Here is a 22,545-nt window from a genome sequence, read left to right on the forward strand (position 1 = left end):
TGCACATTGCGGACGCTATCAGCGAGCCTTTACGGACGGAACCGATTCGTCCGAGCCGTGGCCGGGCCGTGATCAGTGCGCCTTGTTGTACGCCTCGGTGATTTCGGCGGAGATGCGTCCCCGCGAGGAGACCGTGAACCCGTTGCGCCGCGCCCATTCGCGAATGGCTGCACTCTGCTCACGATCCACGGACGGCCGGGTCGACGTGGCGGCGGCGCCGGCCGCGCTCTTTCCGCCACGACGGCGATTGGTCACCTTGCGCGCATGCGAGACCCATACCTCGAGCTGCTCGCGCAGTTTCGCAGCATTCTCCGAGGACAGATCGATCTCGTACAGAACCCCATCCAGGCCGAACTCGACAGTTTCATCGGCAGTCGCGTCCTGATCGACGTCGTCGATGAGCGTTACGGTGACCTTCTTTGCCATGGGGTCAATTCCTTCCGAATCACACGCCCCACTCGGACGCGAAGCGCCTGACCGGCAACTCGAAAGCAATAGTACCCCGAATCATCGAATTCGATGACTTGGCAATAGGGATATTAATAAAACCGCCGGTCAGCGCGCGGAAGGCCGGACAATTGGGAACAGGATCGTTTCCCGGATTCCCAATCCGGTGAGGGCCATGAGCAGTCGATCGATTCCCATACCCGTTCCGGTGGTGGGGGGCATACCCTGCTCCATCGCCGCCAGGAACTCCTCGTCGAGAACCATTGCCTCGTCGTCACCGGCCGAGGCCAAACGGGCCTGATCCATGAAACGCTCGCGCTGAATGATCGGATCGACCAGCTCGGAGTAGCCCGTGGCCAACTCGAATCCGCGGACGTACAGGTCCCACTTCTCCGTGACGCCCGGCAGGCTGCGGTGCTGACGCGTCAGCGGCGACGTCTCGACCGGGAAGTTGCGCACGAACGTCGGCTCGAACAGCTGATCACCGCACTGGTGCTCCCACAGTTCCTCGACGAGCTTGCCGTGGCCGTAGCCCTTGTCCTTCGGAATCTCGAGACCCACCCGGGCGGCCAGCGCCAGCAGTTCCTCGACGGAGGTGTCCGGGGTGACCTCGACGCCGATCGCGGCGGACAGCGACGGATACATCTCCATCGTCTTCCACTCACCGCTGAGGTCGTACTCGGTGCCGTCGGCAAGGGTGACCACCTGCGTGCCGAATGCCGCCTGCGCGACCTCCTGGATCAGCTCGCGGGTCATCTTCGCCGAGTCGTCGTACGTGCCGTAGGCCTCGTACGTCTCGAGCATCGCGAACTCGGGCGAGTGCGTCGAGTCCACGCCCTCGTTGCGGAAGTTGCGGTTGATCTCGAAGACCTTCTCGATACCGCCGACGACGCAACGCTTGAGGAAGAGCTCCGGCGCGATCCGCAGGAACAGATCGATGTCGAGCGCGTTCGAGTGCGTGACGAACGGGCGGGCGGCGGCGCCACCGTGCAGGGTCTGCAGCATCGGCGTCTCGACCTCGAGGAAGCCGCGGCGCTCGAGCGCGTTACGCAGCTCGCGTACGACGGCGACGCGCTTGCGCGCCATGTCGCGGGCCTCGGGCCGGATGATCAGATCCGCGTAGCGCTGACGCACGCGGGACTCCTCACTCATCTCCTTGTGCGCGACCGGCATCGGGCGCAGCGACTTCGCCGCCATCTGCCAGGCGTCGGCCATGACGCTGAGCTCACCGCGACGCGAGCTGATCACCTCGCCGTGGACGAACACGAAGTCGCCCAGGTCCACGTCGGACTTCCATGCCGCGAGTGCATCCTCGCCGACGTTCGCCAGGCTCAGCATCGCCTGCAGCTGAGTGCCGTCGCCCTCCTGCAGCGTCGCGAAGCACAGCTTGCCGGTGTTCCGGACGAAGATGACACGGCCGACGACGCCGACCTGCTCGCCGGTACTCGAGTCCGGCTCGAGATCGGGGTACTTGGCGCGAACCTCCGCGAGGCTGTGGGTGCGCGGAACCGAGACCGGGTACGGCTCCTGCCCCTGAGCGAGCAGACGCTCCCGCTTCTCGCGGCGGATCCGGAGCTGCTCGGGGGTGTCGTCTACTGGCTGGGCGGGTGCGTCACTCACGGGATACAAGACTATAGGGCGGCACTCGTCGAGCACGGCGCCGGTATCACGGAGACGCCTCGATCCAGAGGACAGGGCTCACCCACGGAGCAGCCGGATGGTTTCCTTCTGCGCGCCGGCCACCGCAACCTCGGCCGAATGTCACGCGCGTTCAGTCGAACTGAACCGATGTGACATTCGGCCGGACGTGGAGCTCAGTGCGCGGAGACCGACGCCAGCTCACGGGTGCAGTGACGCTCCCCCATGAGCGCGCCGAGCAGACCGGCCGCCTTGATCGCCTTGTAGCCGCCGACCAGATCCGTGGCCCTGTGCAGCCCGAGCTGACGCAGCGACGCCGCCGCCAGGCTCGAGGTGTAGCCCTCCGAGCACACGATCACCCACTCGACGTCGTGGTCCACCGCGAGCGCGAGGTGCGCGCTGCTGGTCGGGTCGAGCCGCCACTCGAGCACGTTGCGCTCGACCGCGAGCGCGCCGGGCAGCGTGCCCTCGAGCGCGCGCTGGGCCTGCGGGCGGATGTCCACGAAGATCGCGCCGCGACGGTGCGCCTCGACGAGTTCGAAGACGTACATGCGGTCGAGCTGGGAACGAGCGTCGTCGAGCATCTGGTCGATGGTCACTTGGAGCCCCCTTCGGGCAGATCGGTCAGCTCGGTGCGCGAGCGGCGCAGTGCGCCGTGCTCGGTGACCTCGTAGTAGGACATGGCGGTGAGCGGCGGCGAGTACGCGTGGACGCTCAGCGTGGGTTCGGAGATGTCGGTGACGGGTCCGGGCGCACGCATCACGTCGTGTACCCACCCGAGTGGGAAGGAGGCCTGATCGCCCGCGTCGAGCGTGCGCCGACGCAGTTCACCGCTCACCCAGCGGTACTCGGCGAGACTGCCACTGAGCACGGTCAGCGCACCGAAAGACCCTGCGTGGTCGTGCAATTCGGTGGAACGGTCCGGAACCCAGCTGATCAGCCACACGTCGACGTCGTCGTCGGAGTGCAGCCGCGTGGACCACCGCTCCGTGGTCGGGAACGCCGCGGGGAGCAGATGATCGTGCCGGCCCTCGATGACGTCGGCGGCACCCTGATCGGTGATCCGCAACAGGTCGGCGGGGCGCAGTCGCGTCGGCAACGAGGAACCGAGACGACGGACGTCGGGGTGAGCGGAGAGGTCGAGCGCAGACGTGGAGACGTCAAAGGAAAATGCAGAATGCATGAGCAAAGCTCCAGGAAGTGAAATTGGTCAAGGCAGCGTTCAGCCTCGACAACACTCCTGGGCGCTCATGCAACGGAACATGTCGAACAGTGTGACACAACATCGCCGCCGGCGGAACCCCGCCCGCGAGGTGACGTCGGCGACCCGGCCTCTCAGACCTCGGTGCGGCGGGCGCCGCGCCGGGCAAGATTGCGCTCGTACACCAAGCGCAGTCCCTCGAGCGTCAGTTCGGGTTCGTGGTGTTCGACGGTCTCGCACTCGGGCATGATCAACGGCGCGCTGTCACCGGTGGCGATGACCGCGACGTCGGTGCCGCCGAAAGCCGTGAGCTCCGCGCGAACTCGACGCACCAGTCCGTCGACCAGCCCGGCGAATCCGAACACGGCGCCGGACTGCATGGCTTCGACGGTGTTCTTCCCGACCACCGACCGGGGGCGGACGAGTTCGACCTTGCGCAGTGCCGCCGACTGCGATGCCAAGGCGTCCGTGGAGATCTCGAGCCCGGGTGCGATGGCGCCGCCGAGGAACTCCCCCTTCGCCGATACGACGTCGATGCACGTCGACGTCCCGAAGTCCACGACGATGCACGCGCTGTCGTAGAAGTGATGCGCGGCAAGACTGTTGACGATGCGGTCGGCCCCGACCTCCTTGGGGTTGTCGACCAGGAGCGGGACACCGGTGCGCACCCCGGGCTCCACCACGACATGCGGGACGTGGTCCCAGTAGCGGGCGAGCATCACGCGGATCTCCCGCAGTACCGACGGCACCGTCGAGAGGGCCGAGACGCCCGTGACCTGTTCGGCGTTCGCGCCGAGAAGACCGCGGAACTTGAGGGCCAACTCGTCGGCGGTCATTCGCGGATCGGTACGCATCCGCCAGTCCTGCACCAGCTTCGAGTGCGACCCGATGCCGGTGAACAGTCCGAGAACGATGTTGGTGTTTCGGACGTCGACGGTGAGGAGCACCGTCCTACACCAGACTGGAGAGCATCCGCGGCGTGATCAGACCGGAACCCTCGGGTGCGTGAGCGGGATCCGAACCGAGCTCGACCGGCTTGTTGTCGCCGTCGACGAACACGACGCGCGGCGCGTACTCGCGGACCTCCTGCTCGTTCATCACTCCGTAGGCGATGAGAATGACGAGATCACCCGGGTTCACCAGATGCGCTGCAGCACCGTTGATCCCGATGACACCCGTGCCGCGCTCGCCGGTGATCACGTACGTCTCGAGGCGGGCACCGTTGTCGATGTCGACGATCGTCACCTGCTCGCCCTCGAGTAGGTCGGCCGCCTCCATCAGATCCTGGTCGACGGTCACCGAACCCACGTAGTGCAGGTCGGCGTGCGTGACCGTCGCCCGGTGGATCTTCGACTTCATCATGGTGCGCAACATGTTCGGCCCTTCGATATTTCTGTGGGAGTGGAGGTCAGTAGATGTCCGCGACGGCCGGATCGCCCGCCTGCGGGTCACGTTCGAGGAATCCGGTGCCCACGGCGACACCGACGTTGTCGATCAGCCGCGTGGTGCCGATGCGGGCGGCAACCAGGAGACGGCCGTCGCCGCGCTCCGGCGCCGGGCCGAGATCCACGCCGCGGACCTCGAGGTAGTCCACATCGATCTCGGGGACGGCGTCGAGCACGGCACGTGCGGTGGCGAGGATCGCCTCCGCACCGCCGGCCGCTGAGTGCGCGCCCGCGACGAGCGCAGCCGACAGCGTGGTGGCCAGCTGACGCTGGTCCGGGTCGAGGTAGCGGTTGCGCGACGACAGCGCCAGGCCGTCCTGCTCACGCACCGTCGGCACGCCGACGATCCGGACGTCGAAATTCAGGTCGCGGACCATCTGCCGGATCAGCGTGAGCTGCTGGTAGTCCTTCTCACCGAAGAACGCGGCGTTGGGCGCGGCGATCTGCAGCAACTTCGCGACCACGGTGAGCATGCCCGCGAAGTGCGTCGGACGGCTGCCACCCTCGAGTTCCGCACCGAGCGGGCCGGGCAGCACCGTGGTGCGCGGCCCGTCCGGGTACATCGCGGACGCCGTCGGCGCGAACACCAACTCGACGCCCTCCGCACGCAGCAGTCCGAGGTCGGCGTCGAGCGTGCGCGGGTAGGCGTCGAGATCCTCGCCCGCGCCGAACTGCAGCGGATTGACGAAGATCGACACGACCACGACCGCGCCGGTCAGCTTGGCCTGCCGGACGAGCTCGATGTGACCGGCGTGCAGGGCCCCCATCGTCGGGACGAGCGCGACCTGGCGCCCGACACCGCGCAGCGCCTTCGACACCCGCGTGAGGATCGCCGGGTCGTGGTGCACGGTCAGTTCGCCGCGCTTGTATCCGCCCTGCAGTGCAGAAGCTTCGGTCACAGTGCTCACCTTCGGTCCTCGAGTACTTCCATCAGTTCGGGCTTGGATCCGGTGCGCTGCGCGGTCCGCAGCGACAGCGCGCGATAGCCGGCGGCCAGTTGCGGGTCGACGTCCTCGAGCACCTCGAGGTGCTTCGCGACGGCCGCCGCGTCGCCGCGGGCGACGGGGCCGGTCAGCGCGGACTGACCGCGGCGCAGGGCGTTGTCCAGCGCCGCCGACAGCAGCGGCTGCAGCACCCGCTCGGGCAGGCCGTTGGGGTCGGCGCCCACCAACTCCTGCCCCAGCAGTTCCTGGCCCTCGAGCGCGGCGCGCAGCGCCTCGACGGCGTCCACGACGAGCGTCACCAGATGATTGCTGCCGTGCGCGAGCGCGGCGTGATACAGCGGGCGGACGTCCTCGCGGACCCGGACCGGCTCACCACCGATCTCGAGGACCAGAGACTGTCCGATTGCGTAGCCGATGTCGTCGGCCGCGGTGATGCCGAAGCAGGCGTCGGACAGTCGCACGGTGTCCTCGACGTGTCCGGTGAAGGTCATCGCGGGGTGGATCGCCAGCGGAACGATGCCCTGCGCGGTGAGCGGTTCGAGGATCCCGATGCCGTTGGCGCCGGAGGTGTGCACGACGATCGTGCCCGGGCGCACCGCTCCGGTGGCCGCGAGGCCCTTGATCAGCCCCGCGAGTTCGTCGTCGGGGACCGCGAGGATCAGCAGTTCCGCACGGGCGGCTACCTCGGGAACGGGGAGGATCTCACTGTCGGGCAGACGCGTCTCGGCGCGGTGGACAGAGGCGTCGGATACGGCGGAACACGCGACGACCAGATGACCGACTCGCTCCAGCGCGGAGCCTACTGCTGTGCCGACCCGACCCGCGGAGACGATTCCTACCGTCAATCGCGCAGGCGCAGGCCCATTGGTGATCCCGAAAGAGGTCACACTTGTCCTCTCGTTCGTTCCAGTCCCGCTCGGCGGGTACCAGACGTCCTGCGGAGAGAATAGCGCCGCCCGAAGACACGCCGCCACGTGCTACCGACGTGATCTACAGCTCACTCTGCGAGCGGTCGAGTGCGATCAGTCCGCACGCCGACGCCGGCGCGGTGCGCCGCCGGCCGCCTCGGCGGACTTCATGTTCGCCAGTATCTCGGCGACCGACAGCCCGCTCGAGTGGGCACCCGCGTTCTCGGGATCGTCGGAGAGCCGACGCGATCGCCTCGACGGGGGCCGCGCCTCGTCGTCGTCTACGGATTCCGGCGCCGATTCCGGTTCCGACTCCGCCTGCTTCGCTTCCGGCGCCTGCTCGGGTTCGGGCTGCTCGGCTTTCGGTGCCTGCTTCGCTTCCGGCGCCTGCTCGGGTTCCGGCGCGGCGATCCGCCCGGCCTCGTCGTCCACGGCCTCGACGTCGAGGGGCTCCGGCTGCACGATCGTCGTCTCCGCCGTCATCGGCTCGTCGTACGGGGTCGCGAAGGACGGACCCTGCGGGGCCGGGGGCTGATTGGTGTTCCGCGCATTGTTGTTCCGCGCAGGGTTGTCGCGAGTCGACTGCTCGGCGCCGGGAACGAACAACCCCGACGCGGCCGGCTGATAGCCGCCGGCGAGTTCCTGCACACGCATCGACTCCGCGCGCAGCGCCACCCGGTCCTCGGGCAAACGGCCGTCGAACAGGACCTCGAGGTTCTTGCGCAGCGCGGCGAGTTCCTCACGCAGCGCCGCGATGGTCTCCGCCTCCGCGCCCAGTTCGCCGCGAACGCGCACCTCGACGCCGAGTTCGTACTCGCGGCGTGCCGTGATCTCGCGCTCGAGCTGCAACTCGTACACCTTCTGCAGATCGCGCACCTTGGCCTTGTCGAGCGCCGACTCACGGCGGTACTTCGTCATCGCGATGGCGCCGAGCGTCGCCGCCCACAGCGCGACTACCAGCCCCACACGCAGGAGCTGGACGCTTTCACTGAAGATCAAGAGGAGCGACGCGACCACGGCGAGCACGACGAGGCCGGCGACGATCATCTGGCTCGCACTACGCCGGTTACGGCGTACTGGTTTGGCGCGACCGGGAACCGTCATGCGATCAGGGTAGCCGGACCGGGAGAGTTCCCAGGTCCGGACACAACGGTGGCAACAATCCGTTAGGCCCGTTTGATCCGGCCCGGGTCGGGGTCAGTGGGCGGGATCGTCCGGCGGCTCGTCGGGCGTGCGACAGCAGCGCTCGAGCCACAGCGCGGCGGCCACCAGCAAAACGGCCGCAACCAGTCCGACGATGACGCCCGAACTGTCGGACACCGCCGCCCGCAGATGGGATCTCTGCGGCCACAGGAACACCAGGAATCCCGCCCACACTCCGGCGCTCGCGGTCCCGACCAGCGCCGACGCCTTCGCGAGCGCGACAGCACGGGCCGCGGTGATCGGATGCAACTGGCGCGGTCCGTCCCCGATCGCATGCTCGCGCACGCGCGACCGGACGACGAAGGCGAGGATCGTCTCGATGAGCGCGACCGGGTACAGCGACGCCCCGGCATAGACCGGGATCGGGGGAATCGAGCCGTACGCGACGCGCAGCAGAAGCCACGTCGCCACCGCCGCGAGGAGCGACAGTGACAACAGGTCCCAGAGTCGGGTCGGCTTCATCACAGTTACCGTAGTTCCAGTCGCTGCGCCGTCCGCCGAACTCCGTCCCTTTCACCGGCGTCCAATTGCGCGAGGGCCGCGTCCACTCGCACCGGGACACCGTCGACGACGAGCGTCGCATCGGGTTCGACGGCCAGCCAGGGCACGAGGACGAAGGCGCGTTCGTGCGCCCGCGGATGCGGCAGCGTCAGTTCCGGGTCGTCACTGCGGATGTCGTCACACGTGACGACGTCGACGTCGAGAGTGCGCGGACCCCACCGCTGCTCGCGGACACGATCGGCCGCCGCCTCGAGGTCCTGTCCGCGTCGCAGCCAACCGCGCGCGTCGGTGTCCGGGTCGTCGACGACGACGATCGCGTTGAGGAAGTCCTGCTGGTCGACTCCGCCCCACGGGGCCGTCGCGTACACCGGCGAGACCGCCACGACCCAGTCCCGAAGACCGTCGACGACACCCTGCAGGTGCGCGAGGCTGTCGCCGATGTTGGAGCCGATGGACAGGACGGCCCGGCTCATCGCGTGATCCCCGCGCCGGAGCGGGACCGGGTCGCCACCACCGCGACGTCGGCGAAGGTGAGCGGGATCGGCGCGGACGGCTTGTGCAGCACCACCTCGACGCCACGGACGCGGTCGTCGCGCATCACGTCGTCGGCGATCTCCGCGGCCACCGTCTCGATGAGGTCGCGCGCCGGACCGCCCACGATGGCGGCGGCGCGCTGGGCCAGATCGCCGTAGTCGAACGTGTCCTGCAGGTCGTCGGACGCCGCTGCGGGAGCAAGGTCCATCCACAACGTCACATCGACGTAGAAGTCCTGACCGTCCCGCTTCTCGTGGTCGAAGACCCCGTGGTTGCCGCGGACCTTCAGGCCCCGCAACTCGATGCGATCACCCGAGACGTCACTGCCACCACTCACCGCCACCTCCTGGCACAAACGAGAATCAATCGTGAATCAACTCTGGGAGCCGCGCGCCCACGCCGACGCGACCGCGATCGCATCGAGCGAGGCCTGCGCATCGTGCACGCGCACGCCCCACGCGCCGTGCGTGGCGGCGAGCGCCGAGATCACCGCGGTGGCCGTCTCGCGCCCTGCCGGCGGGCGGACCGTGCCGTTCGCGTCGGCGAGCAGAGACCCCAGGAAGCGCTTCCGCGAGGCGCCGATCAGCACCGGGAAGCCGAGTTCGACGAACTCGGGAATCGCGTGCAGCAACTGCCAGTTGTGGTCGGGCTGCTTGACGAAGCCGAGTCCCGGATCGAGCACCAGGGCCGACGGATCCACGCCCGCCGCGACCGCCGCGTCCACCTGGACCAGCAGTTCGTCGCGGACGTCGCGGACCACGTCGTCGTAGTGGGTCGAACCGCCGGCGTGCACGAATCCGTCCGCCGGCCGCCAGTGCATCAGCACCCACGGCACACCCGCGTCGGCGACGACACGGGCCATGTCGGGGTCCGCCCGCCCGCCGGAGACGTCGTTGACGATGGTGACCCCGGCCTCGATCGCGGCCTGCGCGACCGACGCGCGCATCGTGTCGACGCTGACGGTCACACCCTCGGCGACGAGGGCCGCGATCACCGGGGCGACTCGTTCCGCCTCGATCTGCGGCTCGACCCGGGTGGCACCCGGCCGGGTGGACTCCCCGCCGACGTCGACGATGTCCACGCCCAGCCGGTGCAGGTGCACGCCGTGTGCGACGGCCGCGTCCCGATCCAGGAACTGCCCACCGTCCGAGAAGGAATCGGCGGTGACGTTGAGGACGCCCATCACGACGGGGCGACCGGGGCGCGGTAAGGCGATCACTTGCGCAGGATCAGATCCAGCGCCTCGGCACGCGAAGCAGAGTTCGACTGGAACAGGCCCCGCACCGCCGACGTCGTCGTGCTGGCGCCGGGCTTGCGGATCCCCCGCATCGCCATGCACAGATGCTCGGCCTCGACGACGACGATGGCGCCGCGCGGAGCGAGCTTGGACATCAATGCGTCGGCGATCTGGCTGGTGAGCCGCTCCTGCACCTGCGGGCGCTTGGCGTACAGGTCGACCAGACGCGCGAGCTTCGACAGCCCGGTCACGCGGCCCTCCGTGCCCGGGATGTAGCCCACGTGCGCGACACCGTGGAAGGAGACGAGGTGGTGCTCGCACGTCGAGTACATCGGGATGTCGCGAACCAGGACGAGTTCCTGGTGACCCTCATCGAACGTCGTGTTCAGGACGTCGTCGGGGGTGGTGTACAGACCCGCGAAAACCTCGCGGTAGGCGCGGGCCACGCGGGCCGGCGTGTCCAGCAGACCTGGACGATCGGGATCCTCACCGACCGCGATCAGCAACTCACGAACAGCTGCTTCGGCACGCGCCTGGTCGAAAGGCCTCCCCGTCGCGAGCGCGACCGACTCGCTCCCCAGCTGATTCACCGACAACCGACCGCACCTCCAGTATCGGGGCTCAATGCCCTGGCCCACCCAGGTAGGAGTGCGCCAGGGCCAAGCCTAGTTGCGGGCCGACTACTGCGGACCGCTCGGCCCCTCCCAGGCCTGCGTCCGAGCATCGTCATCAGACCGTCCGGTCCCTTCGTTCCCAGGTCGAGCACCCTGACCACCCGGCTGCTGCGGCGGCTCCCACTGCGGATACTGCTGCCAGCCACCGTGCTGTGGACGGTTCCGGTTGTCGGCACCCTCCTTCGGCGGCCAACCCGGCGCCGACCATCCGGCCGGGGCACCGTAGTCGGGCATCGTGCCGTGCGGCGGCTGCTGCGGCGGGGCCGAGGGGTACGGCTGGTCGGGCCGCGGGGCCCGGGTCGGCTCCGGAGTGTCGTGCCCGTTGACCGGCGCCGACGGTTCCCGCTGCGCGAACGCCGGCTGCGGAATCGCCTGCGTGGGCTCGGCGACGGGCGGCCACGTCTCGCCACGCTCGACGGCCAGTTCCCGCGGCGTCTTGATCGGCGGCTTGTCCGACGGCGTGCGGTCACCGAACTCGTTGAACGCGGTGATGCGGGGACGCTTCTCCACCGAGGTGAAGATCTGTTCCAGATCCTTGCGGGTGAGTGTCTCGCGCTCGAGCAGCTCGCGCGCCAGGATGTCGAGGACGTCGCGGTACTCGTTGAGGATGGACCACGCCTCGGTGTGCGCGGCCTCGATCAGGTTGCGCACCTCTTCGTCGATCTCGCGGGCCACCTCGTGCGAGTAGTCCGAGTTCATGCCCATCGAGCGGCCCAGGAACGGGTCGCCCTGTTCCTGGCCGTAGCGGACCGCGCCGAGCTTGGCGCTCATGCCGTACTCGGTGACCATCGCGCGAGCGATCTTGGTGGCCTGATCGATGTCCGACGAAGCACCGGTCGTGGGCTCGTGGAAGACGAGTTCCTCGGCGGCGCGGCCGCCCATCGCCATCACCAGGCGGGCGATCATCTCGGACCGGGTCATCAGACCCTTGTCGTCCTCGGGCACGGTCATGGCGTGACCGCCGGTGCGGCCGCGGGCGAGGATCGTCACCTTGTAGATGGGCTCGATGTCCGGCATCGCCCAGGCCGCGAGCGTGTGACCGCCCTCGTGGTACGCGGTGATCTTCTTCTCGTGCTCGGAGATGATGCGGCTCTTGCGACGAGGGCCGCCGATCACGCGGTCGACGGACTCCTCGAGCGACGCCTCGGTGATGACCGTGCCGTTCTCCCGAGCGGTCAACAGGGCCGCCTCGTTGATGACGTTGGCCAGGTCCGCACCGGACATGCCGACGGTGCGCTTAGCGAGACCCTCGAGGTCCGCGTCCTGCGCGATCGGCTTGCCCTGGGAATGCACCTTGAGGATCGCGCGGCGTCCCGCCAGATCGGGGGCACCGACCGGGATCTGCCGGTCGAAGCGGCCCGGGCGCAGCAGCGCCGGGTCGAGAATGTCGGGGCGGTTGGTCGCGGCGATCAGGATGATGCCCTGCCGATCACCGAAGCCGTCCATCTCGACCAGCAACTGGTTGAGGGTCTGTTCGCGCTCGTCGTGCCCACCGCCCAGGCCGGCGCCGCGCTGGCGGCCGACGGCGTCGATCTCGTCGACGAAGATGATGCAGGGGCTGTTCTGCTTGGCCTGTTCGAACAGGTCGCGCACACGGGACGCGCCGACACCGACGAACATCTCGACGAAGTCCGAACCGGAGATGGTGAAGAAGGGCACGCCGGCCTCGCCCGCGACGGCGCGCGCCAACAACGTCTTACCGGTGCCGGGAGGACCGTAGAGCAGCACGCCCTTGGGGATCTTGGCGCCGAGCGCCTGGTAGCGCGCGGGGTTCTGCAGGAAGTCCTTGATCTCGTAGAGTTCCTCGACCGCCTCGTCGGCACCCGCGACGTCCGCGAAGGTCGTCTTGGGCATGTCCTTCGACAGCTGCTTGGCCTTCGACTTGCCGAAGCCCATCATTCCGCCGCGACCGCCGCCCTGCATGCGGTTCATGACGAAGAAGAAGATGCCGAGCAGGATGATCATCGGCAGCACGAACAGCAGGATCGACGTCAGCCAGCTCTCCTGCGTCACGCTGGTGTTGTACTGCTCCGCCCCGGACCCGGCGACCTTGTCGAAGACCTGCTCGGACGCGGCACTCGGATACTTCGCGATGATCTCGGTCTCGCCGTCGGTGGCATCTCCGTTCTTCAGCCACAGACGCACCTGCTGTTCGCGGTCGTCGATCTGCGCCTTGTCGACGTTCTTGGCGTCGAGTTGGGCGATCGCCACGGAGGTGTCGACCGATTTGAAGCCGCGCGTGTCGTTACCGAAGTAGCTGAAGGCGTAGATCACCAACAGGACGCCGGCGACTATCGCCAGGTTGCGGAACACAGTCTTGCGGTTCATACAGGTTCGGCCACGGCGGCCGGTCCTTTCGGTAGTGCGGGCTACGCTCGTGCAGGTTCACGGGTCATCAGTCCGGCGTACCGGACAATCGACTCCCGGCTGTCCGGACATCTCAGATTACCGCGAACGATGATGCTCGACGCCTGGTAGCAGCCACCACTCCGAGAAGTGGCGTCAGTGCATTCAACGCACGAGGGTGCCGTCCCGGTTCCCGGTCCACGCCGATCGGTCGCCGTCGCCACCCGTTTCGTGCCGCATCTCACATGCCCGGGTGCCGATGCCACCCCTGGCGATGTTCGATCTCGGCGGCCACCGCGAGGATCTTCGACTCACCCCCGGGAGGCGCGACGATCTGCACTGCGATCGGGGTTCCCGATCCGCCGTGCATACCGACCGGCACGCTCGCGGCGGGCCAGCCGAGGACGTTCCAGAGCGCACTGAACGGGGCATATCGTACATTTGCGACGACGTTGGCCGCCCACGACCGCTCGCTCCAGGCAACGGCGGGCAGCGGCGGCTGCGCGAGCGACGGCGTCAGGATGACGTCGTGATCGGCGAAGAATCGTCGGATCCGCGTCTCCAGTCGCTGTACCTGGGATTCCCGGACCAGGCCCGCCCGCTCGATCACGCGCCCGATCGCAACGTGGCGTCGGGTCCTCGGCTGCAGAAGCGCCGGGTCCAGGTCGGCGGCGTCCGCAGCGGTACCGGCGAACCAGCGCGCGAACGCCGCCGTCATGTTCGGCGGGTACGGCATCTTCGTGGTGACGGTGCGGTGCCCGTACCGGCCGAGCAGTGCGGCAGTGTCGGCGACACCCCGCGCCCATTCGGCGTCCAACCGGACTATCGGCGACGGCGTGTTGGTCGCGACCCCGATCCGCAGGGGGCTCGGAGCCGGCACCTCGGCCAGGTCCGGCCGGTCGGACAGCACCGACAGCATCAGGGCCGCATCCTGAACGGTCGACGCGATGGGTCCGTTCTCCGACATCCCGAACCACGAGTGCGCACCGAGTTCGGCAGGAACCAGCCCACGGCCCGGCTTGATGCCGAAGACGCCGCACGCCGCGGAAGGGATCCGGATCGATCCCATGCCGTCGGCGGCGAGTGCGATGGGCACCATCGCGTCGGCGACGGCTGCCGCGGAACCACCCGAGGATCCGCCCGGACCGAAGGCCGGATTCCACGGGTTGCGGGTGATCCGCCCCGGCGAGTCGACGGCGCCCCACACGCACAGTTCGGGAACCGCGGTCAGACCCACCGGGATCGCCCCCGCGGCCCGCAACCGCGCGACGGTCGGATGATCGTGTGTCGAGGGCGCCGGGTCCGTCGCCGCCGAGCCGTCCCGCATCGGCTCGCCGGCCACCTCCACGTTGTCCTTGATCGCGACCGGCACTCCGGCGAGCGGGAGATCGGAGAGATCCGGACGCTCCGCCAGCGCGTGCGCCTCGGCGAGTGCGCGGTCCCGCATCACTCGTACGAAGGCGCTGATCCGAGGGTCCCGCTCCTCGATTCTGCGCAGCGCGGTCTCGACGGCGGCGACGGGCGACAGCGCACCCGAGCGGACCCGGGCTGCGATCGACGTGGCGGTGAATTCCTCGACCAGATGATCTCGCACCTGCCGAGTATCCGTCCGTCGGCGATAAGATTTCGAGTACCCCGAGGGGTGAGTTGTCCCCACCCCTTCGCACTCCCCTTTCTCCGGGCGGTGACGAGTAGATGGACGGTTCGATCGAATCGACCGCCGGCGCCACGAGAGCCGCGCGGACGGTCCTGAGCGGGACTCCGGCCGAGCCGGGAACGCAGACCGTGTCGTTCCTGGCCGACGTGGTGGCCCGCTTCGCGTCCGCGTGGGAATCACCGGCGAACGGCACGCCTCCCGACCTCGAGTCGTTCCTGCCCGGTGGTCTTCCGGTGGGCGACGCGCTGCGCCGGGCCGCGCTCGTCGAGCTGATCAAGGTGGATCTCGAATACCGATTGCTGCACGTGGGCGGTCCACGATCGCTGGCGTCGTACTGCACGCAGTTTCCCGAACTGCGGTCGAATCCGCTGCCTGTGGACCTGATCTACGAGGACTTCCACCTGCGGCGGCGCGGTGGACACACCGTCGACGTCGCGGAGTACGCGCGGGAGTTCCCCGAGCATGCCGGCCGGTTGACGGACCTGCTCGACGGTCCCGGCGACTACCGCAGCACCCTCGTCGCCCAGCCCGGTGCGCAGCACGCCCTCGACCAGGTGGACGTCGGCGACCACATCGACGACTTCGATCTGCTCACCGCGCTGGGCCGTGGCTCGTTCGCGCGCGTGTTCCTGGCCCGACAGCGGTCGATGCAGCGGCTGGTGGCGGTGAAGATCTCACACGATCACGGCACCGAACCGCAGACGCTGGCCCAGCTCGACCACGACTACATCGTGCGGGTGTTCGACCAGCGCCAGCTCGCCGACCGCGAGCTGAAGCTGCTGTACATGCAGTACGTCCCCGGTGGCACGCTGCTGGACGTGCTGCGCCGGGTTCGCGAGTACCCGGCCGACGCGGAGCACCCCAGGACGGGCCGGCTCCTGCTCGAGTCGATCGATGCCGTCCTCGAGCGCAAGGGCGAGATCCGGCCGTCCGATTCGAGCGTCCGCGACGAGATCGCCGCACTGACGTGGCCGGAGACGGTGGCGTGGCTGGGCCGACGGCTGGCCGACGCGCTCGACTACGCCTACGAGCACGGCGTGCTGCACCGCGACATCAAGCCGGCGAACGTGCTGTTGACGTCGGAGGGCGTGCCCAAGCTCGCGGACTTCAACATCAGCTTCAGCGATCGCGTGGCGGGCACCAGCCCGGTCGCCTACTTCGGCGGGTCGCTGGCCTACATGTCGCCCGAGCAACTGGAGGCGTGTCATCCGGAGATGCCGGGGTCGGCGGCCGATCTGGACGACCGCAGCGACATCTACGCACTCGGCGTGATGCTGTGGGAGCTGCTCACCGGGAGGCGGCCGTTCGCCGACGAGACCGGAGCGGGCGAGTCGGCGACGTCGTTGGAGCGGATGCTCGCGCTGCGCCGGCGTGAGATCGACCCGCAGTTCCAGACCGATCTGCCCGACGACTGCCCGGCCGCGCTGCGCCGTGTCCTGCTGACGTGCCTGTCGCCCGACCCGGGCGAGCGCTGGGCCACCGGGGCGGAGCTCGCGCAGCAGTTCGACCTCTGCCTCGACGCGCGGGCCCGCAACCTCGTCGACCCGCCTCCGACCAGTTGGCGCTACCGGCTGCGCCCCTGGATGATCCCGATCGTGGCGCTGGGCGCGGGCGTGCCGAACGCGCTGGCTGCGATGTACAACTACCACCACAATCAGACGCTGATCATCAGGGAACTGTCCGCGGAGGCGCAGCAGCGGTTCGTCGAGGTCTCGCAGGTGATCAACAGTGTGCTGTTCCCGCTGGGTTTCCTGCTGATCGTGTACTTCTGCCGCTACGTCATCTCCGTGCCGCGCGGTCTACGGAAGGGCCGGACCTACGACGCCGCCACACTTGCGCGTGCCCGCGCCGACACCCTGCTGATGGGTGACCGGATCGTCGCGGTGGTGTTCGCGCTGTGGCTGGTCGCGGGCATCGTGTTCCCGGTCTCGCTGCAGATCGCAGCGGGGAGCATCCCGCAGGGCGCGTATGTGCATTTCCTGGGCTCGCAGATCGTGTGCGGCGCGATCGCCGTCGCGTATCCGTTCTTCCTGGTCACGTTCTACGCGGTGCGGTGCCTGTACCCGTCGCTGCTGCCGCACGGGATCACCAGCAGCAGCGACGAGCGGCGTCTGCGCGGGCTCGACCGGCGCAGCACCATGTACCTGGCGGTGGCCGCGTCGGTGCCGCTGATCGGCGTCGCCGGGGTGACGTTCCTCTCCCCCGACGAGATCTCCGTCGTGGTCTACGCGGTGCGCGTGTTGTGTGTCGGCGGCGTCATCGCGTTCGTGTTCGTGTACTGGCTGTTCCGCCTGCTCGAGGAGGATCTGCGGGCACTCGAACGCGTCGTGTCGCAGGGGACCTATCCGCCGTACACCTTGGGGTCGAGGGTGCCGATGTAGGGCAGGTCGCGGTAGCGCTCGGCGTAGTCGAGGCCGTAGCCGACGACGAACTCGTTGGGGATGTCGAAGCCCACGTGCGCGACCTCGACGTCGACCTTGCACGCCTCGGGCTTACGCAGCAGCGTGACGACCTCGAGCGACGCGGGGTTGCGGGTCTTGAGGTTGCGCATCAGCCACGACAGCGTCAGACCGGAGTCGATGATGTCCTCGACGATCAGCACGTGCCGGCCCGCGATGTCCTTGTCGAGGTCCTTGAGGATCCGCACGACACCCGAAGACGACGTCGACGAGCCGTACGAGCTGACGGCCATGAACTCCATCTGGGTGGGGATCGGCAGGGCCCGCGCGAAGTCGGTCATGAAGAAGATCGCGCCCTTGAGGACACCCACGAGCAGCAGGTCGTCCTGCATCGGTTCGTCGGCGTAGCGCGCCGCGACAGCCTCGGCCAGTTCGGCCGTGCGCTCCTTGATCTGCTCCTCGGAGATCAGTACCGATGCGATGTCGCCCTCGTACACGGAGCATTCCCTTCAGTCGTTCACGAACCCCGCCGACAGCCTGCCACGCCGCCGGGATGCAACCAACCTGACTCCCACTCTTCCGCCGCCGAGCGCGACACCGCCCTGCCCTCGCCAGCGGTCGACGAGGTCGTCGACGGCACGTAACTGTTTGTCGGTCAACGCCTTCGCGCCCAGGTCGAGGAGCCACAAGCGGAGCGCGCGGCGCCGCACGGCGACGGGAACGTGGACCAGGTGCTCGATCAGAAGGTCTTCTCCGTCACGTGCGGACGCGACGGTCCGTTCCGCGAGATCGTCGAGCACCTCGCCATCCTCCCGCAGTTGCTCCGCGGTCCGGGCGAGCGCCGCCGCGACGCCGCCGCCGAGGGCGTCCTCGAGCAGCGGCAGCACCTCGGTGCGGACCCGGACGCGGGTGAAGGCGGGGTTCGAGTTGTGCGGGTCCTCGTGCGGGACGAGGCCCAGTTCGGCGCACGCCCGGCGGGTCACGTCCCGCCGCACACCCAGAAGCGGGCGCCCCCAGGGCGCGTCGTAGCCGGCCATCCCGCGGATCGACCGGCCGCCGGATCCGCGGGCGAGGCCCAGCAGCACCGTCTCGGCCTGGTCGTCGAGGGTGTGGCCGAGCAGCACCGGATGCCCGGCGCGGGCAGCGTCGAGGGCCGTGTACCGGGCGGCGCGGGCGGCGGCCTCCAGTCCCCCGCGCCCGGTGACGTCGACGGCCACGACGTCGGCGCCGGCGCAGCCGAGTTCGAGGGCGCGGGCGGCGGCGACGGCCGCGACCTCGGCGGACCCGTCCTGCAGGCGGTGGTCGACGACGACGGCCCGCACCGACGGCGCCTCGGCGACCGCGGCCGCGGTGAGCGCGAGGGAATCGGCGCCGCCGGAGAGCGCCACGACCACACCACCGGCGGGCCGGTGCCGGGCCAGCCAGGCGCGCACCGCGTGCCGGACGTCGAGGATCGCGGGTTCCTCCGGGAGCAGAGGCGGCGAGGCCGGTGCGGTCACCCCAGGACCCGAGCGATCCACACGTCCGGATCGTCGATCTCGGCGGCGACGGGCAGCGCGTCGGGGCCGGACCAGATCGCGTTGAACTCGTCCATTCCGACCTTGCCGACGACGGCGTCGACGAAGACCTTGCCGCGCACGTACTGCGCCATCTTGGCGTCCATCCCCAGCAGGGCGCGGATCAGACGCTGGACCGGGTTGCTCTTGCGGTGACGACGGGCGTCGAACGCCTTGCGGATCCGGACCACCGACGGCACGACGTCCGGGCCGACGGCGTCCATCACGTGGTCGGCGTGGCCCTCGAGCACGGTGCCGAGCATCAGCATCCGGTCCAGGGCCTGCCGCTGCGGTTCGGCCTGCGTCGCGCGCAGCAGTCCGACGATGCCGCGCTGGTCGGCGGGCAGGTCGTCACGGCGGCGTTCGCGCAGCGCCCCCGAGAGCCGGCTGACCATCTCGGTCATCGGTTCGTCGGCGGCCTCCCCGAGGGTGGCGACCGAGCGGCGCATGTAGTCGCCCATCCACGGCGCCGACGAGAACTGGACCCGGTGCGTGACCTCGTGCAGGCACACCCACAGCCGGAAGTCGCTCGGCGGGACGCGCAGGGTCCGCTCGACCTGCAGCACGTTGGGGGCGACGAGGAGCAGTGCGCCGTGTTCACCGGTGAAGGGGTCGTACTGGCCGAGGATGGCCGACGACAGGTAGGCCAGCATCGCGCCGGCCTGGAGTCCGCCGGGCTTGCCCGCCAGCAGCGTCTTCTGTCCGGCCTCCAGGTCGGAGCCGGTGAGCTGGGCCATCGACTGCGCCGCGGCGCGGATCCAGCCTGCCCGGTCCAGCACCTGCGCGGCGGGGATCGGCAACCCGTCCGCGAGCCGGGTGACGTCGCGGACCGGCCCTTCGGCGCGGATCGACGCCTGCGCGAGTTCGGCGACGACGTTCTCCGCGGTGTAGCGAGACGTGGCCGGACCGGCCGGGGCCAGCCGCGCACCGGCGCGCGCGGCGATACTCCAGTCCACCGCGTTCGCGAATCCGTGCTCCGGTTCCGTCACGTCGAGACCCACTTCCGGTTGCTACCCGCTATCTCACCTGCAGCCACACAGCCGCAACGCGCCCGCCACCGCATCGAGTGCGGGGCGGCTCACCTCCGGCGGGCGATCGTTGGACATCAGCGCGAACGTCAACACCCGGCCGTCCACGTCGACGACGTATCCGGTCAACGCGCTGGCGACCGAGAGCGTTCCCGTCTTGGCCCGCACCCAGCCGGCACCCGAGCGGTCACCCGACGCGTACCGGTCGGACAGGGTGCCGGTGGCGCCCGCGACCGGCAGGTCGTCGAGCATCGGGCGCAGCTGCGGCTTCGTCTCACCGGCGGCCGCGGTGAGGACGTCGGCCTGCAGGCGGGCGGGGACTCGGTCGTCCACGGACAGCCCGCTGCCGTCGTGGAGGGTGAGTCCGTCGGTCTTGAATCCGGCGTCGTAGAGCACCTGTGTGATCGACGTCGTCGCACCGGTGAACGACGCCTCGGCGCCCTTCGCGGTGGCCACCTCGCGGGCGATGGCTTCGGCGAGGACGTTGTCGGACCGTCGCATCATCACGCCGAGCCGGTCGCGCAGCGGCGCGGACAGCACGCTCGCGACGGGCGCGGCGCCCGACTCGGCCCTGCCGACGGTGACCCGGGCGGGGTCGACGCCCAACGCCTGCGCGAGAACACGACCGGCGTCGAGCGCCGGCTCGGCGCTGCGCGGCGGCTCGTCGGCGAGCGGGTCGCTCCGCGCGCCGTCGATCATGACGGACTCGACGGGGGCGATGTACCCGGCCGCGACGTCCTCGGGCATCCAGCCCTGCGCCATGGTCGGGCCCGCATACGCACTGGTATCGACGACGATGCTGTCGACCTCGGCACCGGCGCGGCGTATCTGCTCGACGAGGTCGGCGACGCGGGGCGCGCCCGGGTAGTAGCTGGGCTGCCCGGCCGGCTGTGCGGTGAGCGTCGGGTCACCACCGCCGACGAGGACCAGTTCTCCCGGTCGCGAACCCTGGACGACGCGTGTCTCGACACGGTGGTCCGGCGACAGCGAGAGCATCGCGGCGGCCGCGGTGAGGATCTTGGCGGTGGAGGCGGGGGTCATCGGGGTGTCGGGGTTCTGGCTCCACAGCGTCGTACCGGTCCGGGCGTCGGCGACGACGCCGGTGAACGAGCCGAGTGCCGGATTCGACACCAGCGGGGCGAGGACCGCGCCGAGCGCCGCGGGCGTGGGCACCGGGGCGTCGTCCGGAACGGGCACGACCTGCGGCGTCGCGGTGACCGGCGACGGTTCGGCGGAGGTGGCGGTGGTGCTGCCCGATGCGGTGGGGGTGTCCCGCTGCACGAGAACGATCGCCAGGGCTGCGACGGCCACGATCAGCACGACGGCGAGCGATATCAGGATCCGGGCATTTCGGCGGCGGCGTCCGGCCAGTGCGCCGATCTTCTTCTTTCCGTCGCCCGCCAACGTCCCTCCGAAATCTCTTGCCGCCGACTCCGCGGACCACCCAGACCGTCCCGAGCGAGGTTCCGCCGGCTTGCGGCACCCGCATCACACAGTATCGCCGACCCGCTACCCTTTTCCCGAACCGTCGATCCAGGCGGGCTAGGCAGACAGCCAGTAGACCCAGACAGTGAGGACATGACGTGGAGTTCGACGTCACCATCGAAATCCCCAAGGGCCAGCGCAACAAGTACGAGGTCGATCACGAGACCGGCCGCGTGAAGCTGGACCGCTACCTCTACACCTCCTTCGGCTACCCGGCCGACTACGGCTACATCGAGAACACCCTCGGCGAGGACGGCGATCCGCTGGACGCGATGGTGCTGCTGCCCGAGTCGGTCTTCCCCGGCGTCATCGTCGAGGCTCGCCCGGTCGGCATGTTCAAGATGGTCGACGAGGCCGGCGGCGACGACAAGGTGCTGTGCGTTCCCGCGGGCGACCCGCGCTGGGATCACATCCAGGATCTGGCGGACGTCGCGCAGTTCGAGCTGGACGCGATCAAGCACTTCTTCGTGCACTACAAGGATCTCGAGCCGAACAAGCACGTCACGGGTGCCGACTGGGTCGGGCGCGCCGAGGCCGAGAAGGTCATCACGGAGGCCGTCGAGCGCCTGAAGGCGAACGGCGGACACTGAGTTCTTCCGCGAAGGGCGGGACCGCGATCGTGGTCCCGCCCTTCGTCGTTCCAGGACCGTCCGACGGCCCCACTACGATTCGCCGGGTGACCGGTTACGACGATCTCGACATGTTCGGTGGCCTCGACGCCTCCACCCTGCCTCCCCGCCAGCAGCGGATCCTGCTGACGATCCGGGACTGGGTGGACGGGCACGGCTGCCCGCCGAGTACCCGTGAGATCGCGGACGCGGTCGGCCTGCGGTCCACGTCGACGGTGTCGAAGCATCTGAAGGCGTTGGAGGACAAGGGATTCCTGCGCCGCGGTGGGTCGATGACCCGACAGCTGGACGTGCGCCCGTTCCTCGCCGGCTCGGCCCCGGGGCGGTCGGCGGAGAACACGGTGACGGTGCCCGTCGTCGGCGACATCGCCGCCGGCGCACCGATCCTCGCGGAGGAGCACGCCGACGAGATGCTGTCACTGCCGCGCGAGTTGGTCGGCTCGGGCACCGTCTTCGCGCTGCGGGTGCGCGGCGAGTCGATGGTCGACGCCGCGATCTGCGACGGCGACACCGTGGTGGTGCGCCGCCAGGACGAGGCCCACTCGGGCGAGATCGTGGCCGCGATGATCGACGGCGAGGCGACGGTGAAGGTGCTGCGCCGGCGCAACGGGCACGTACTCCTCGAGCCGCGCAACCCCGCCTACGAGGTCATCGACGGCGACGAGGCCGTGATCCTCGGCAAGGTGGTCTCGGTGATGCGGCGGATCTGACAC

23 protein-coding genes are annotated in these 22,545 nt (G+C 69.3%); 3 read left to right on the top strand and 20 right to left on the bottom strand.

The window, feature by feature from the left end; translation table 11 throughout:
• Positions 1-72 precede the first annotated feature (72 nt).
• From ABEU20_RS14365 to ABEU20_RS14440, 16 genes are all read right to left on the bottom strand, one after another.
• Positions 73-426 (bottom strand): histone-like nucleoid-structuring protein Lsr2, encoded by a 354-nt coding sequence (locus ABEU20_RS14365; RefSeq protein WP_420165075.1) that lies wholly within the window; start codon positions 424-426, stop codon positions 73-75.
• Positions 427-555: 129 nt separating this feature from the next.
• Complete coding sequence (gene lysS / locus ABEU20_RS14370; RefSeq protein WP_420165076.1) at positions 556-2,067, bottom strand: lysine--tRNA ligase; 1,512 nt, start codon at positions 2,065-2,067, stop codon at positions 556-558.
• A gap of 194 nt (positions 2,068-2,261) precedes the next feature.
• Entirely contained in the window at positions 2,262-2,684 is a 423-nt protein-coding gene (locus tag ABEU20_RS14375; RefSeq protein ID WP_420165077.1) for a rhodanese-like domain-containing protein, read from the bottom strand.
• Positions 2,681-3,268: a cysteine dioxygenase gene (locus ABEU20_RS14380; RefSeq protein WP_420165078.1), complete on the bottom strand. Its 588-nt coding sequence runs from the start codon at positions 3,266-3,268 to the stop codon at positions 2,681-2,683. Before ABEU20_RS14380 ends, ABEU20_RS14375 begins: the two co-directional genes overlap by 4 nt.
• A gap of 152 nt (positions 3,269-3,420) precedes the next feature.
• Positions 3,421-4,233 carry a type III pantothenate kinase gene (locus ABEU20_RS14385; RefSeq protein WP_420165079.1) on the bottom strand — a complete coding sequence of 271 codons (813 nt, stop codon included), beginning with the start codon at positions 4,231-4,233 and terminating at the stop codon, positions 3,421-3,423.
• Positions 4,234-4,237: 4 nt separating this feature from the next.
• Positions 4,238-4,660: an aspartate 1-decarboxylase gene (gene panD / locus ABEU20_RS14390; RefSeq protein ID WP_420165080.1), complete on the bottom strand. Its 423-nt coding sequence runs from the start codon at positions 4,658-4,660 to the stop codon at positions 4,238-4,240.
• Positions 4,661-4,694: 34 nt separating this feature from the next.
• The gene (gene panC / locus ABEU20_RS14395) at positions 4,695-5,639 is read right to left on the bottom strand and encodes a pantoate--beta-alanine ligase (RefSeq protein ID WP_420165081.1); all 945 of its coding nucleotides are present in this window, start codon (positions 5,637-5,639) and stop codon (positions 4,695-4,697) included.
• Positions 5,636-6,562, bottom strand: a complete 927-nt coding sequence (locus ABEU20_RS14400; protein ID WP_420165082.1) for a Rossmann-like and DUF2520 domain-containing protein — start codon at positions 6,560-6,562, stop codon at positions 5,636-5,638. The genes panC and ABEU20_RS14400 overlap by 4 nt, the downstream gene beginning before the upstream one ends.
• 135 nt (positions 6,563-6,697) lie before the next feature.
• Positions 6,698-7,687: a DUF6779 domain-containing protein gene (locus tag ABEU20_RS14405; RefSeq protein ID WP_420165083.1), complete on the bottom strand. Its 990-nt coding sequence runs from the start codon at positions 7,685-7,687 to the stop codon at positions 6,698-6,700.
• 93 nt (positions 7,688-7,780) lie between these two features.
• The gene (locus ABEU20_RS14410; protein ID WP_420165084.1) at positions 7,781-8,248 is read right to left on the bottom strand and encodes a DUF3180 domain-containing protein; all 468 of its coding nucleotides are present in this window, start codon (positions 8,246-8,248) and stop codon (positions 7,781-7,783) included.
• 5 nt (positions 8,249-8,253) lie between these two features.
• Positions 8,254-8,760 (bottom strand): 2-amino-4-hydroxy-6-hydroxymethyldihydropteridine diphosphokinase, encoded by a 507-nt coding sequence (folK, locus tag ABEU20_RS14415; protein WP_420165085.1) that lies wholly within the window; start codon positions 8,758-8,760, stop codon positions 8,254-8,256.
• Positions 8,757-9,158 carry a dihydroneopterin aldolase gene (gene folB / locus ABEU20_RS14420; RefSeq protein WP_420165086.1) on the bottom strand — a complete coding sequence of 134 codons (402 nt, stop codon included), beginning with the start codon at positions 9,156-9,158 and terminating at the stop codon, positions 8,757-8,759. The genes folK and folB overlap by 4 nt, the downstream gene beginning before the upstream one ends.
• A 36-nt stretch (positions 9,159-9,194) precedes the next feature.
• The gene (gene folP / locus ABEU20_RS14425; protein WP_420165138.1) at positions 9,195-10,004 is read right to left on the bottom strand and encodes a dihydropteroate synthase; all 810 of its coding nucleotides are present in this window, start codon (positions 10,002-10,004) and stop codon (positions 9,195-9,197) included.
• 32 nt (positions 10,005-10,036) lie between these two features.
• The gene (gene folE / locus ABEU20_RS14430; protein WP_420165087.1) at positions 10,037-10,654 is read right to left on the bottom strand and encodes a GTP cyclohydrolase I FolE; all 618 of its coding nucleotides are present in this window, start codon (positions 10,652-10,654) and stop codon (positions 10,037-10,039) included.
• Positions 10,655-10,738: 84 nt separating this feature from the next.
• Positions 10,739-13,060: an ATP-dependent zinc metalloprotease FtsH gene (ftsH, locus tag ABEU20_RS14435; RefSeq protein ID WP_420165088.1), complete on the bottom strand. Its 2,322-nt coding sequence runs from the start codon at positions 13,058-13,060 to the stop codon at positions 10,739-10,741.
• 259 nt (positions 13,061-13,319) lie between these two features.
• Positions 13,320-14,672 (bottom strand): amidase, encoded by a 1,353-nt coding sequence (locus ABEU20_RS14440; protein ID WP_420165089.1) that lies wholly within the window; start codon positions 14,670-14,672, stop codon positions 13,320-13,322.
• Between the two features lie 101 nt (positions 14,673-14,773).
• On the opposite strand from ABEU20_RS14440, the gene ABEU20_RS14445 reads away from it, so the two are divergent.
• Positions 14,774-17,116, top strand: a complete 2,343-nt coding sequence (locus tag ABEU20_RS14445; protein ID WP_420165090.1) for a serine/threonine-protein kinase — start codon at positions 14,774-14,776, stop codon at positions 17,114-17,116.
• On the opposite strand, the gene hpt is transcribed toward ABEU20_RS14445, so the two are convergent.
• Genes hpt through dacB form a run of 4 tightly spaced genes read right to left on the bottom strand, consistent with a single transcriptional unit; the run spans position 17,077 to position 21,122 of the window.
• A complete protein-coding gene (gene hpt, locus ABEU20_RS14450) occupies positions 17,077-17,631 on the bottom strand; it encodes a hypoxanthine phosphoribosyltransferase (protein WP_420165091.1) in 555 nt (184 codons plus the stop codon). The genes ABEU20_RS14445 and hpt overlap by 40 nt on opposite strands.
• 12 nt (positions 17,632-17,643) lie before the next feature.
• Entirely contained in the window at positions 17,644-18,633 is a 990-nt protein-coding gene (tilS, locus tag ABEU20_RS14455) for a tRNA lysidine(34) synthetase TilS (protein ID WP_420165092.1), read from the bottom strand.
• Entirely contained in the window at positions 18,630-19,679 is a 1,050-nt protein-coding gene (locus tag ABEU20_RS14460) for a zinc-dependent metalloprotease (protein WP_420165139.1), read from the bottom strand. Before ABEU20_RS14460 ends, tilS begins: the two co-directional genes overlap by 4 nt.
• 33 nt (positions 19,680-19,712) lie before the next feature.
• Positions 19,713-21,122 carry a D-alanyl-D-alanine carboxypeptidase/D-alanyl-D-alanine endopeptidase gene (gene dacB / locus ABEU20_RS14465; RefSeq protein WP_420165093.1) on the bottom strand — a complete coding sequence of 470 codons (1,410 nt, stop codon included), beginning with the start codon at positions 21,120-21,122 and terminating at the stop codon, positions 19,713-19,715.
• A gap of 179 nt (positions 21,123-21,301) precedes the next feature.
• Here dacB and ABEU20_RS14470 point away from each other — a divergent pair, with 179 nt between their 5' ends.
• Complete coding sequence (locus ABEU20_RS14470) at positions 21,302-21,793, top strand: inorganic diphosphatase (RefSeq protein WP_005515761.1); 492 nt, start codon at positions 21,302-21,304, stop codon at positions 21,791-21,793.
• Positions 21,794-21,879: 86 nt separating this feature from the next.
• Positions 21,880-22,542, top strand: coding sequence for a transcriptional repressor LexA (gene lexA, locus ABEU20_RS14475; RefSeq protein WP_420165094.1), 663 nt, complete (start codon positions 21,880-21,882; stop codon positions 22,540-22,542).
• Positions 22,543-22,545 lie beyond the last annotated feature (3 nt).

Source organism: Rhodococcus parequi (assembly GCF_046042785.1).
Classification (GTDB): Bacteria; Actinomycetota; Actinomycetes; order Mycobacteriales; family Mycobacteriaceae; genus Prescottella; species Prescottella parequi.

What these genes read in the sequence shown, in the direction of transcription:
- ABEU20_RS14365 (WP_420165075.1), bottom strand. Translation starts at nt 426, where the DNA reads ATGGCAAAGAAGGTCACCGTAACGCTCATCGACGACGTCGATCAGGAC.
- ABEU20_RS14380 (WP_420165078.1), bottom strand. Translation starts at nt 3,268, where the DNA reads ATGCATTCTGCATTTTCCTTTGACGTCTCCACGTCTGCGCTCGACCTC.
- panD (WP_420165080.1), bottom strand. Translation starts at nt 4,660, where the DNA reads ATGTTGCGCACCATGATGAAGTCGAAGATCCACCGGGCGACGGTCACG.
- ABEU20_RS14405 (WP_420165083.1), bottom strand. Translation starts at nt 7,687, where the DNA reads ATGACGGTTCCCGGTCGCGCCAAACCAGTACGCCGTAACCGGCGTAGT.
- ABEU20_RS14410 (WP_420165084.1), bottom strand. Translation starts at nt 8,248, where the DNA reads ATGAAGCCGACCCGACTCTGGGACCTGTTGTCACTGTCGCTCCTCGCG.
- folK (WP_420165085.1), bottom strand. Translation starts at nt 8,760, where the DNA reads ATGAGCCGGGCCGTCCTGTCCATCGGCTCCAACATCGGCGACAGCCTC.
- folP (WP_420165138.1), bottom strand. Translation starts at nt 10,004, where the DNA reads ATGGGCGTCCTCAACGTCACCGCCGATTCCTTCTCGGACGGTGGGCAG.
- ftsH (WP_420165088.1), bottom strand. Translation starts at nt 13,060, where the DNA reads ATGAACCGCAAGACTGTGTTCCGCAACCTGGCGATAGTCGCCGGCGTC.
- ABEU20_RS14445 (WP_420165090.1), top strand. Translation starts at nt 14,774, where the DNA reads ATGGACGGTTCGATCGAATCGACCGCCGGCGCCACGAGAGCCGCGCGG.